Annotated in this window: 11 protein-coding genes; 10 read left to right on the forward strand and 1 reads right to left on the reverse strand. The window is 70.3% G+C overall.

The features are described from left to right. Nucleotides 1–115: 115 nt before the first annotated feature. The 10 genes from OXS49_RS10465 (at nt 116) to OXS49_RS10510 (ending at nt 11,647) form a co-directional block, all read left to right on the forward strand. Nucleotides 116–1,045 carry a hypothetical protein gene (locus OXS49_RS10465; RefSeq protein WP_267423960.1) on the forward strand — a complete coding sequence of 310 codons (930 nt, stop codon included), beginning with the start codon at nt 116–118 and terminating at the stop codon, nt 1,043–1,045. Nucleotides 1,046–1,122: 77 nt separating this feature from the next. Then, the gene (locus OXS49_RS10470; RefSeq protein WP_267423961.1) at nt 1,123–2,304 is read left to right on the forward strand and encodes a methyltransferase domain-containing protein; all 1,182 of its coding nucleotides are present in this window, start codon (nt 1,123–1,125) and stop codon (nt 2,302–2,304) included. Beyond that, on the forward strand, nt 2,304–3,299 hold the full coding sequence (locus OXS49_RS10475) for a Gfo/Idh/MocA family oxidoreductase (RefSeq protein ID WP_267423963.1): 996 nt from the start codon (nt 2,304–2,306) through the stop codon (nt 3,297–3,299). Before OXS49_RS10470 ends, OXS49_RS10475 begins: the two co-directional genes overlap by 1 nt. A gap of 218 nt (nt 3,300–3,517) precedes the next feature. Continuing rightward, the gene (locus OXS49_RS10480) at nt 3,518–5,119 is read left to right on the forward strand and encodes a YcaO-like family protein (RefSeq protein WP_267423965.1); all 1,602 of its coding nucleotides are present in this window, start codon (nt 3,518–3,520) and stop codon (nt 5,117–5,119) included. Then, nucleotides 5,116–5,988: a sugar phosphate isomerase/epimerase family protein gene (locus tag OXS49_RS10485; RefSeq protein ID WP_267423967.1), complete on the forward strand. Its 873-nt coding sequence runs from the start codon at nt 5,116–5,118 to the stop codon at nt 5,986–5,988. The genes OXS49_RS10480 and OXS49_RS10485 overlap by 4 nt, the downstream gene beginning before the upstream one ends. A 325-nt stretch (nt 5,989–6,313) precedes the next feature. After that, entirely contained in the window at nt 6,314–7,552 is a 1,239-nt protein-coding gene (locus OXS49_RS10490) for a glycosyltransferase family 4 protein (RefSeq protein ID WP_267423969.1), read from the forward strand. A gap of 186 nt (nt 7,553–7,738) precedes the next feature. Beyond that, nucleotides 7,739–8,497, forward strand: a complete 759-nt coding sequence (locus tag OXS49_RS10495) for a PIG-L family deacetylase (RefSeq protein WP_267423971.1) — start codon at nt 7,739–7,741, stop codon at nt 8,495–8,497. Further along, entirely contained in the window at nt 8,487–9,116 is a 630-nt protein-coding gene (locus tag OXS49_RS10500) for a uracil-DNA glycosylase (RefSeq protein WP_244007390.1), read from the forward strand. Before OXS49_RS10495 ends, OXS49_RS10500 begins: the two co-directional genes overlap by 11 nt. Before the next feature lie 151 nt (nt 9,117–9,267). Next, nucleotides 9,268–10,353, forward strand: coding sequence for a lysylphosphatidylglycerol synthase domain-containing protein (locus tag OXS49_RS10505; protein WP_244007515.1), 1,086 nt, complete (start codon nt 9,268–9,270; stop codon nt 10,351–10,353). A 19-nt stretch (nt 10,354–10,372) separates the two neighbouring features. Further along, a complete protein-coding gene (locus tag OXS49_RS10510; RefSeq protein WP_267423973.1) occupies nt 10,373–11,647 on the forward strand; it encodes an ATP-binding protein in 1,275 nt (424 codons plus the stop codon). On the opposite strand, the gene OXS49_RS10515 is transcribed toward OXS49_RS10510, so the two are convergent. Then, entirely contained in the window at nt 11,629–12,240 is a 612-nt protein-coding gene (locus OXS49_RS10515) for a glutathione S-transferase family protein (protein ID WP_267423974.1), read from the reverse strand. The two genes, OXS49_RS10510 and OXS49_RS10515, sit on opposite strands and share 19 nt — an antisense overlap. Nucleotides 12,241–12,560 lie beyond the last annotated feature (320 nt).

Genomic DNA, 12,560 nt, shown 5'->3' on the forward strand with positions numbered 1-12,560 from the left:
TCCAGACGGGGAGGGGACCTGTGCTTCGGCCTTAAAAGGTTGGCGAACAGGGAAGGGCTTCATGGAGTCCGATGAAGGCTTCGCCCGAACTGCTGCCCGCTGTCTGAAAGAGCTTATGACCAGCGAGAACCCAGGATCCCAATCCGGCACCGCCGCACCGGAGGCACTCCGCGACCTTCTGGTCGAGATGAACGACCTCAAGCGCGTGCGTTCCGCGGGCCGTACCGGTTCGATCGCGGAGCGGCTGTTCGCGCAGGGGTGGGGGCGTCTCACCGGTGGAGCCTCGCCCGACGACGTCGCCCTCGACATCACCGCTACGACGCTTGCGGCCACGCGTCTCTGCGATCTCGACGCGGCCTTCCTGACCGCGGCCGGCCTGTCGGAGGAGGCGGCGTCCGCGGTGCTGATCGCAGGCTTCGACGCCGTGACCGGCGAACTCGATCCGGATCTGAGGGCACGCCTGCGGGCGCGGCTCGCTCCGCGTCCGGCAGCCGCGTTCGGTTCCCTCCCGGGCTTCGTCGCCGCCCTGGCGCAGCAGCCACGGGCCGGCGTCACCTGCCCGGGTCGTGCCCGCATCCTGCTGGAGCCGCCGGAGAACCACGCCGAGCATTGTCTGATCGTGGCGGCCTACGGCGTGTGCCTCAGCCCGTTCTACCGGGCCGATCCCGGCACCGTGTTCCTGGCCGCCATGGCCCACCATTTTCACAACGCCGCCATGCCGGATGCGGGCTTCACCGGCGAGATGCTGCTCGGCGACCATCTCGGGCCGATCATGGCCACCACCACGGCCTGGGCGCTCGCCGAACTCGACGAGCCCCTTCGGACCCAGGTCGAGCGCGCCCGCGCGGTGCTGCCGGACGATGCCACCGGGGAGGGGCGTGCCTTCCATGCAGCGGACTGCATCGACCGGGTGCTCCAGATCGCCCAGCACCTGCGCGGTGCCTCGACCACCATGGGGATGGTGCTCGACGAGTGGGAGCTGGTCCATGCCGGACCCGTGAAGGGCTTCCACGATCGCGTCCTCGCCGACATGCGCATTCCTTGATCGCACCTGCCTTGATCGCACCTGTTGCCTTGATCGCCGGACCCGGTGGCCCATCTGCCCGGTCGGTCCCGAGAGCCATGATCCCGTTCGAACTTACCTCGCCGCAGACCGGCAACCCACTGAAGGCCGACGGCCCGCACGCCCTGCGGGACGCCGGGACGGGTGCGCGTTGGCCCGTGATCGACGGGATCCCGTATCTGCGGGTGAACCGCGAGGCGCTGGTCGAGCGGGTCCTGGTCCATCTCGACGCGGGCGAGGCCGACGAAGCGCTGGCCGCCCTGCTGGTCGATCAGGACGATTGGTGGAACGGCCCGCCTGCCGACCCCGCGGGGATCATCCAGCTCATCAAGGATCGGCGCACGGCCACCCTGCGCGATGCCGTTCACCGTCTCGGCTGGGGCCGCGTCGGCGATTATTTCCTGCACCGCTGGAGCGATCCGACCTTCCTGGCCGGTCTGTCGCTGCTGGAGGCGCACTGGAACGAACCCGTCTGCGTCTTCGAATTCGCCTGCGGAATCGGCCACTACCTGCGCGAGCTGCAGCGGCGCGGTTGCAAGGTCTCGGGGGCCGACGTGGTCTTCGCCAAGCTGTGGGTCGCGCGCCACTGGGTCGTGGGCGAGAAGGCGCAGCTCGTCTGCTTCGACGCGGGCTCGGCCCATTGGCCGATCCCGGGTGCGCCGGTCGATCTCGTGGCCTGCAACGATGCCTTCTACTTCCTCGACGACAAGGCGGCCCTGCTCGAATGTCTGCGCCAGAACGCCGGAGACGACGGCTGGTTGGCGCTGAGCCACATCCACAACCGCGACTGCCCCGGCTTCTCGGCCGGACGGGCGGTGACGGCCGAGGAGATCGCGGAGCTCTTCCCCGACGCCCTCGTGTATGACGATGCGGAGCTGACCCGGGCGCTCGTCGAGGTCCGGGCACCGGCGCCGCGAGAGCCCACCGCCCTGCGAACCTGTGAGGCCTTCTCGGTGGTGTGCGGACCCGGGATGCGTCCGGCGCCCCGCGCTTTGGTCGACGGCCTCACCCTGCCGAAGCCCGGCACCGTGCTGCGTATGAATCCGCTCTACGCGCTCGAGGGTGATGACTACGTCATCCGCTGGCCGTCGGAGCGCTACGAGGCGGAATACGCCCCCCGCGCCACCTATCCGCTGCACTCGGCCGGCCCAGAGCACCTGACGTTCGAGGGCTCCCTCGATACGCCGGAAACGCAGCGCGTCCGCGTCCGCGAGTTCGTCGACTTGCCGGAGCGCTGGTGATGGACGGGGTGGGTTGGGGCATCGTCGGCTACGGCTGGGTCGCCCGCGACTATATGGAGCCCGGCATCCGGGCCGCTGGCCATCGTCTCGTCGCGGTCTGTGATCCGGATCCGACCAGTCGCGCGGCGGCTGAACAGGCGGGCGCCCGAGGGCATGCCGACCTCGCCAGCCTGATCGCCGAGCCCGAGGTCGAGGCGGTCTACGTGGCGACGCCGAACCATCTGCACCGCGGCGCCGTCGAGGCGCTGGCCGCCGCCGGCAAAGCGGTGTTGTGCGAGAAGCCCATGGCCGCCACCCTCGCTGACGCGGAGGCCATCGCGCAGGCGGTCGAATCCCAAAAAATCTTCTACGGAACCGCCTTCGACCAGCGGCACCACCCGGCACACCGGATGATCCGTGCCCAGGTCGAGGCCGGGCGGCTCGGCACGCTGACGGCCGTGCGGATCGTCTACGCCTGCTGGCTCGGACGCGATTGGTCGGAGGCCGGTCAGCCGAACTGGCGGATCGACGCCGCCCAGGCCGGGGGCGGCGCGCTGATGGACCTCGCGCCGCACGGGATCGACCTCGTGGATTTCCTCACGGGTGAGCCGATCACCACCATCGCGGCCCTGACCCAGACCAAGGCCCAGGATTACGCGGTCGATGACGGTGCCCTGCTGATCGGGCAGACCGCGGGCGGTGCGCTGGCGAGCCTGCACGTCGCCTACAATTGCCCCAACGCGCTGCCCCGCCGCCGCCTGGAGGTGGTCGGCACGAAGGGGATGCTCGTGGCCGAGAACACGATGGGCCAGACCGCCGGCGGTTCGCTGACCTTTATCGACGGCACCAGCGGCCGCGCGGAGCCAATGGTGTTCGACACCGACAGCTCGCCCTTCACCGAGCAGGTGCGCGCCTTCGGCTCGGCCCTGCGCCGGCCCGAGGAACGGGCCGCGTACGCGGCGTCCCGCGACCTTCACACGATGCGGCTCGTCGCCCGCGCCTACGGGCAGGGGTAGCGACGGACGAGACACTCACGGAACCAACACCGGCATCTCCCACCCACACCCTCATCCTGAGGTGCCGGAGCACAGCGGAGGCCTCGAAGGAGGGCTCCAGCCGGCCACGCGATCCCTGGAGCCCTCCTTCGAGGCCCGCCTCGCGGGCACTTCAGGATGAGGATGTGTGTTGGGATTAGGCATCGGCATCGGCGGTTCGAGGAAGACGGAAACACGACGTGAGCAACCCAGACGCCTTCCACGATCAGGACGACCGCGCCCGCCACGAGCGGATCAGGGCACCGCGCCCCTACCGCTTCGGTGCCAAGCGCCAGATCGAGGGCCTGCCCGCGTCGCTGCCCGATCCGGTCAAGGCTTATCTCGACGTCCTGCCGGAGGGCCGCATCGTCGGCTTCCCGCTGGCGCCGCTCGATCGCACCGGCGTGCCGGTCTGGTTCGTGGCCCTGTTCCTCGACGACCCGTACTTCGTCGGCGCCATGCCGTCCGGGATCGGCTACGGCGCCACCGACGACGAGGCGCTGATCGGCGCCGTCGCCGAGATCGCCGAGAACCTGATGCCGTCGCTGGCCGTGCTGCCGCGGGCCAAGGAGCGGGCGAGCTACACCGACCTCGCCCGTGTCTACGGCGAAAAATCCGTCGCCGACCCGCTGACCCTGTGCCTGCCCGCCGGCTCGCCGGTGGACCGCGACACGGTGCTCGAATGGACGCCCAGCGTCCGGCACGCCACGGGCGAGATCGTGCTGATGCCGCTCGACATCGCGGCCACCGATTATTTCGAGCTGTCGGAGGGCTACAAGTCCTTCACCAACCTGATCACCAACGGCCTCGGTGCCGGGCCGGACGTGCCCTTCGCCCTCGGCCACGGCGTGCTGGAGTTGCTCCAGCGGGACGGCAACGGCCTACTGTTCCGGGCGCTGGACCAGGGCGTGATGCTCGATCTGGACGGCATCGGGCCGGAGAACGCCGCGATGCTGGCGCGGCTGAAGGACCTCGGCATCCGGGCGCTGCCGAAATTCGCCACCGATCAGTTCGGCCTGACCAACCTCTACGTCGTCGGCTACGACGAGGACCCCGCGCGCACGCCGGCGCCGATCGCCCTCTCGGCCTGCGGCGAGGCCTGCGATCCGGACCGGGACAGGGCTTTGCGCAAGGCGCTGCTGGAATTCCAGGCCGCGCGGGTGCGCAAGACCTTCGGGCACGGCCCCCTCGACATGGCCGCCACCGTGACCCCGCCGGGCTACATCGATGCGTTCATCCAGAAGGCGCTGCCGAGCCTGGACCTTGAGGAGAGCCGTGCCCTCCAGGCGATGCTCGAATGGATCGAGCTGCCGGCCGCCGACCTGCGCACCGTGCTCGCCGACACCGTCTATTCCGAGCGGAGCACCAAGCGCTTCTCGGAGCTGCCCTCCACCCCGGCGGCCGACGGCCATGCGCGCGGCAAGATCGCCTGCGACCGGCTGCTGGAGGCCGGGTTCGACGTGCTCTACGTCGAGTGCTCGCCCCCCGGCGGCGGGGTCGGTGTGGTCAAGGCGATCGTGCCGGGGCTCGAGGTCGAAACCATGAGCTACTACCGGATCGGCGCGCGCAATACCCAGAAGCTGATCGACCGCGACCATCCGCTGATCCGGTTCGGAACCGAGAGCGAGACCCTTCGGCCGGTGCGCCTCTCCCCGGAAGCCCTGGAACGCTTCGGCGGCCAGCCGCTGTTCAACACCGCCCTGGCCGAGCGGATCGTCGGGCGGCATTATCCGCTCTATCGCGAGCCGGAATCGCACCACGCGCCGTTCCGTCTCGCTCAGCGGAAGGGGAGGGCGGCGTGACGCTCCGGTTCGCCTACAACACCAACGGCGCGGCCAACCACCGCCTCGACGACGCGCTCCACCTGATCAAGGCCGCGGGCTACGACGGCGTGGCACTGACCCTCGATATCCACCACCTCGACCCGTTCTCCGATACCTGGGCAGCGGAGGCGGGCCGCGTGGCCAGCCTGCTGGAGAAGCTGGAGCTGACCTGCGTCATCGAGACCGGCGCCCGCTTCCTCCTCGACCCGAACGCCAAGCATGAGCCGACGCTGGTGACCGCCGACGCCGTGGGCCGCGCCCGGCGGGTCGGCTTCCTCAAACGGGCGGTCGAGATCGGCGCGATGCTGTCCGCCGAGGCGGTGTCGTTCTGGGCCGGCGTGCCGAAGCCTGGGGTCGATCACGACGAGGCGCTGCGCTGGCTGGTCGAGGGGCTGCACGACGTTGCGGGCTTCGCCGCCGAGGCCGGGGTCGTGCCCTGCCTGGAGCCCGAGCCCGGCATGCTGATCGAGACGCTCGACGATTACGCCGCCCTCGACGTGCCGGGGCTGAAGCTCGCCCTCGATACCGGGCACTGCCTCGTGACGGGCGAGCGGGAGCCGGCAGTGGCCGTGCGGGAATTTGCCGACCGGATCGGTACGGTGGCGATCGAAGATATGAAGCGCGGCAGCCACATCCACCTGCCCTTCGGCGAGGGCGACATGGACGTACCCGGGGTGCTGGAGGCGCTGGAAGAAATCGGCTTCGGCAAGCTGATCTGCGTCGAGCTGTCCCGCGAGAGCCACCGGGCCGACGTGATGATCCCGCAGGCGCTGGACTATCTCCGCGGCTGCCGCCGCCCGGGGCCGGTCCTCGCCAGCGGGCAGGAGACGCGGCGGCAATGGCAGTGAGGGTTGCGGTTCCCGTCGGTGGCACGCAAGCCATGGTCCTAGCATGGCGCGGGTTCCGGCTCCCGGCGAGCATGGCAATTCCAACATCCGCTCTGACCGCGCGCGTTCAAGATCGGGCGCAGGTCCCCTTTCCCGTGTGGGAGAGGTCTGCTTTCGCAGAAAGCCGGGTGAGGGACGAGAAGTGGCCGGAAGAGGCTCGTCCCGACCGCACGTCGATGGCGTGTTCAGTTCTGAAGCTTCTCAGCCCTCTCCCCAACCCCCTCCCGCACGGGAGAAGGGGCAGGTTGCGCTCCGTCTCCAACGGAAAGCGCCACACGGTGCAAGCATGAGAATCCTCTTCCTCAGCCGCCGCTACTTCCCGGCCATTTCCGGCATGAGCGTCTACGCGCAGAACCTCCTGCGCGAGCTGGTCGACGCCGGGCATGACGTCACGATGATCTCGCAGTACCGCGGCGACGCCTTCGGCACCCGGGTCTACGGCGGCGGGCCGCCGCCGCCCGTGCCGGGCGTGCGGGTGATCGGCCTGGAGCAGCTGGGGGAGCAGACCTCCGGCGATTTCGAGCGCGACATCGCCACGATGGTGGACGCGATCGCCCAAGAGCACGCGCGGAAACCCTTCGCCATCCTGCACGCGCAGTACGGCTACCCGACCGGCTGGGCGGTGCTGCTCGCCGCCCGCAAGCTCGGGGTGCCGAGTGTGGTGTCGATCCAGGGTGGCGACGGCCATTGGGTCGGCTCCTGCTGCGAGACCCATCGCGTCGCCATGTGCGAGGTGCTGGCCCACGCCAATGCGCTGCTGATCGGCGGCGCTTCCTTCGTGGACGAGGTCTGCGGGCGCCTCGGTTCGGACCCGGACCGGTTCACAATCGTGCCCGGGGCGGTCGATACTGACCGGTTCGCGCAGGGCACGCCCGACGGGCTGCCGGCGCCCCATGCCGGGCCGGTGCGGCTGTTCTATCACGGCCGGGTCGACCGCCGAAAAGGCGTGCTCGACTTCATCAACGCCCTGGCGATCCTGCGGGAGCAGGGCACGCCGTTCGCCGCGACCATCTCGGGGATCGGGCCGGACGTGGAACCGGCCAAGGCGCTCGCCGCGGAGCACGCCTTCTCGGAGCGCGAGATCGCCTTCACGGGCTACGCGGAATACGGCTCCGTGCCCGATCTCTACCGCCGGGCCGACGTGTTCGTCTCGCCGACCTACGCGGAGGGGTTCTCCAACACGATCCTGGAAGCGCTGGCGGCCGGGCTTGCCACGGTCTCCTGCCACGCGGTCGGCGTGTCGGACTGCCTGCGCGACGGGGAGAACGGGCTGCTCACCAATCCGGGCGACGTGCCCGCGCAGGCCGCCGCCCTGACTCGGGTCATCACGGATGCGGATCTGCGCCGCCGCCTCGCGACCGCAGGGCTGGAGGAGTGCCGGCGGGTCTATTCCTGGCATGCGGTCGGGCGGCAGATCATGGATGTCTACGCGCAGGTGCGGGGCGAAAGCCCGGCCACCGATTTCGCGACGGACCTGCCCGGCGATCCGACCTGCCGCTTCCGGGCCGAGCCGCACCTGCTCTGAGGACCGACCCATTCGCGGATATTTCACCCGCCCCTCGTCCTGAGGTGCCCGCGCCAGCGGGCCTCGAAGGAGGCCTCCAGCGAATGCGGCGATCCCTGAAGACCGTCTTCAAGGCCTCCGCTGCGCTCCGACACCTCAGGATGAGGTCAGGGGTTGGATTTCCCCTCAGCCGACAGGCCGTGAACCATGCCCACTGCGCTCGCGCTCTCGCCCCATCTCGACGACGCAGCCTTCTCGTGTGGCGGCCTGCTGGCGCGTCTCGCGCAGGGCGGCTGGCGGGTGGTGATGGCGACGCTGTTCACCGGGAGCGTCGCCGACCCGAAGGGGTTCGCGCTCGCCTGCCAACTCGACAAAGGGCTGTCATCGGAAATCGACTACATGGCTCTGCGCCGGGACGAGGATGTTCTGGCCGCCGCCGCACTCGGCATTACCCCGCCGGTGCACCTGCCGTTCCGCGAGGCGCCGCACCGCGGCTACGGCTCCGCGCCGGAGCTGTTTTCCGAGACCCGCGCGGATGACGGCATCGCGGCCGACCTCGCCGCCGCCTTCGCGGAGCTGATCGCCGCGGAGAAACCCGATCTCCTCCTCGCCCCGCAGGCGATCGGCGGCCATGTCGATCACGTCCAGACGGTCCAGGCGTTGCGCAGCCTCGATCCGCGTCTGCCCATCCTGTGGTGGCGCGACTTTCCCTACACGGTGCGCGAGGCTGCGCCCCGGGAGCCGCTCGTGGCCCTGTTCGCGGAGCACCCCGAAGCCGCAGTGACACTCGATTCGGATGCCCAGGCCCGGAAGCGCGCCGCCTGCGCCGCTTATGCCAGTCAGATCGGCTTCCAGTTCGGCGGCACGGCGGGCCTCGATGCGCGGCTCGCCCGGGAGGAGGGCGTCGAGCGCTTTCGCTTGTCGGGCCGCCTCGGCCCCAGCGTTCCAGGGTTCGATGCCGCCTGAGCCGCAGGCACCCAAATCGCTGGCCGATCCGGGCGCCCTCGCGGCCCGCCGCGCGCTGCTCGCGGCGCCGCACATCGCGCCGATCCGCGCGCTCGCCGCGCGGATCTCCGCCGAGCGCGGCGCCCCGGTCCCCGTGCCCGACCCCCTGGACGGCGGCGTTGGGGCTCGGATGCTGCTCCTGCTGGAGACACCCGGCCCGGCCGTGCTGCGCACCGGCTTCGTCACCCGCGACAGCGCGAACGGCACCGCCGCCAACCTGTTCCGCTTCCTCGCCGAGGCCGGGCTCAGCCGGGCCGACACGCTGATCTGGAACGCGGTCCCCTGGCTGATCCACGCCGAGGGCGCTCTCAATCGGGCGCCCCGCCGGGCCGAGGTCGTGGCGGCGGCGCCCTATCTTGCGCCGCTGCTCGATCTGCTGCCGCATCTTGCCGTGGCGGTCCTGGCCGGTCGCTATGCCGGGGACGCGGCGCCCGCGATCACCGCGCTGCGCCCCCGCCTGCCGATCATCCGGATCCCGCATCCGAGCCCGACCTATGTCTGCACCGCGCCGGAGGTGCCCACCCGGATCCGGCGCGGCTTGTCGGACGCCGCCGCGCTCCTCGATCGGTCAGCCGGCTGAGGATAGAACGCGCGTTCCGGTGGTCCCTTCCCTGGCCTTGCGCGTGCGTTCGGCCTACATGCGGGGCAACGGGCCGCGGTCCGGGACCATCCGGTACGGGCCCACGGCCTTGCGCCGGGCCGCGCAGCCGGAAGGGCGGACGCCGAACGGCATGAATTTTCAAGGTCAGCACCGGAAGCAGGCTGATCCGGCCGAGCCGGTTCAGCAGGAGGCCGCGGCTGCAAAGCGCAAGAGCCTGGCCAGCCGCTATGCCTGGATCGGCACGGCTGCCAGCATTGTGCTGTTCGCGGTCTCTCTCGGCGTGCTGTGGAAGCTCGTCCAGAGCGTGAGCTGGGCCGAGGTGCGCGCCGCGATTGCGGCGGCGACCGGCCGGCAGCTCGGCTTCGCCTTCCTGTTCGTCGGTATCAGCTACCTGTTCCTCACCGGCTACGACGCGCTGGCCTTGCGCCAGCTCAAGATCAAGGTTCCGTACCGGATCACCGCGCTCGCCTCGTTCACCAGCTACGCGGTGAGCTTCACCCTCGGCTTCCCGCTGCTGACAGCCGGCACCATCCGCTACTGGATCTATGCCCGACAGGGCCTGAGCACCGCTAAGATCGCGGCGCTCACGGTGATCGCCGGCTTCACCTTCTGGCTCGGCATGGGCGTGGTTCTGGGGCTCAGCCTGATCATCGAGGCGGGGCAGCTCGCCGGTCTCGCCTTCACGTCGATCCGGATCAACCAGACGGTGGGTCTGGCGGCACTCGCCCTGGTGCTGGGCTACCTCGCCTGGGTCTCGGCCAAGAAGCGCAGCATCACCGTCAAGCAATGGCGCCTGGAACTGCCGGGCGCCTCGGTCTCGATCGGTCAGATGCTCGTCGGCATCGGCGATGTCTGCGCGGCGGCGGCGGTGCTCTACGTCCTGCTGCCGCAGGAGACGACGATCGGCTTCACCACTTTCCTGGCGGTCTACGTCCTGGCCGCCATGCTGGGCATCGCCTCGAACGCGCCGGGCGGCATCGGCGTGTTCGAGGCGACAGTGCTGCTGGCCCTATCGAGCCTGCCGCGCAACGAGGTGCTGACCTCGCTGCTGCTGTTCCGAGGCTGCTACTACGTGGTCCCGTTCGTGACCGCGCTCGCGATGCTCGGCCTCTACGAGATCGTGAAGCGCGCAGCCGGCGCGCGCGATCCGGGCCCTCCGGAAGGTACCGCGGGCCCCTCCGGCCAGGCGTGGCGCGACGAGCCCGGACCGCGCTGACGGAACCGGACGGCCCGCCATGTCCGACCGCCTGCGCAGTTCCCCGGCCTGGACCGGTGCCGCGATCGCCGCGGGTCTGCTCGGTGTCGCGGTCGCGCTTGCCGGACGCCTCGATCTCCCGCTGATCCTCGCTGGGCTCGGTGCGATCTGCCTCGGCGGCTGGCTCGGCGGGCGCGGTCCGGTTCAGGCGCCGCCGCGGCCGGCCGCAACCACGCAGCGCCACGCTGTGGCCGAGGCGCTGCTCGCCCATGTGCCCGATCCGGTCATCCTGGTGGATCGGCGCACCCTTGTGGTGGAGGCCAACCCGGCCGCCCGTGCGTTGCTGCCGGCCCTGCACCAAGCCCGGCCCCTGTCCTTCGCACTCCGCGACCCCGAGGTGCTCGACGGCGTCGAGGCGGTTCTGAGTTCGGGCCTGCCCCGCCGCGTGGCCCTCTCGACGCGTGTGCCGCTGGAACGGACCTTCGAGGTGCAGATCGGCGCCCTGCCGATGCCCGACGGATCCGGCGTGAGCGCGCTGCTGTTCCTGCGCGACCTGACCTCGGCCCGGCGCCTGGAGGCGATGCGGGTCGATTTCGTGGCCAATGCGAGCCACGAGCTGCGCACGCCGCTCGCCACTTTGATCGGCTTCATCGAGACCCTGCAGGGGCCAGCCCGCGAGGACGTTCCGGCCCGCGAGCGCTTCCTTGAGATCATGCGGGTCCAGGCGCTGCGCATGACGCGGCTGATCGACGACCTGCTCTCGCTCTCGCGGATCGAGCTGCGCGAGCACGTGGCCCCAACCGGCGTGGTCGATCTCGGCGCTCTGGCCCGCCAGATGGTCGATGCCCAGGGCCCCCCCGCCGAGGCGCGGGGTGCCACCATCGGGTTCACGGACGGCCACGGCCCCTATCGCGTTGCCGGCGATGCCGACGAACTCGTCCGGGTGGTCGAGAACCTCATCGAGAACGCCGTGAAGTACGGTGGCGGCCGGATCAGTGTCGGGTTGAGCCGCGAGGAGGATCCCCGGCTCGGCCGCCGGATCGTCCTGTCGGTGGCCGATGACGGGCCCGGTATCGCGCCGGAGCACATTCCGCGGCTGACCGAACGCTTCTATCGGATCGACGTGGCGTCGAGCCGGGCGCGCGGCGGCACGGGCCTGGGGCTCGCCATCGTCAAGCACAGCCTCAACCGCCACCGGGGGCGGCTCACCATCGAGAGTACGCTCGGCCAGGGGACCGTTGCGCGGGTCAGCCTGCCGGAATACGGCGCTGCCCATGCGGGACCGGCCGCCGCCGGTCAGGCCGGCCCCCCATAGGCTCCGATCCCGAGCGCGGCCTCGACACGCCTGATCCAGCTCCGGATCGCCGGATAATCCGCGAGGTCGAAGCCGCCCTCGTGGGCCATGCGGGTGTAGGCCACGAGCGCCACGTCGGCGAGGGTCAGGGCGTCGCCCACGAGGAAGGCGGAGCGTTCGAGCGTCTCCTCCATCAGCCGCAGGGCGTCGGCGCCCCGTTCAGCGAGCTTCGGATCGAGTTCGTCCAACGCGCGCTTGAGGTAGTGAAGCTGGTAGCGGCGGACCGCGATGTAGGGCTCGTGGCTGTACTGCTCCCAGAACATCCATTGCAGCATCCGCGCTCGGGCGAATGGGGCCTGCGGGATCAGGGGCGAGCCCTCCGCGAGATGGATGATGATGGCATTCGATTCCGACAGGACGGCGCCGTCGGGAAACACCACGATCGGCACCCGGCCGGCGGGGTTGAGCGCCAGGAACTCGGGCCGGCGCGTCCCGCCCCCCGGCACGTCCACGTCGCGCCACGTCGCCGGGAGGCCAAGATGGGCGGCGACCCATTTGACCTTCAAGCAGTTTCCGGAGCCCGGATCGCCGTAGATCGTCAGTGGCTCGGTCATGCTTATCCCCCCTCCGCTTGTGGCCTGAGCTTGGCCGACGGCTTCCGATGTCACAACACGGCTGGAGGAACGCAGCCGCTTTGCGACGAATCTCATGCCCTTTCCCGGACGGGCTGCGATATTCACGGATCGCGTTTCGATGCGTTCGACGGCTGCAGAACGATCCGGTTCGATGGCCGACGCGCTCTCCCTCCGGCTTGCAGCTTTGGGCTATACAGGTGCGGGTCTTGGGGCTGATGAGAGCGCGCGACCGGCCCCCTCTCCCGCTCGGGAGAGAGGACCCGCGCGCCTTCAAGCTCGCGACTGAGCCTTCTGAGACT

It is taken from the genome of Methylobacterium sp. GC_Met_2 (assembly GCF_026540795.1).
Lineage (GTDB): Bacteria > Pseudomonadota > Alphaproteobacteria > Rhizobiales > Beijerinckiaceae > Methylobacterium.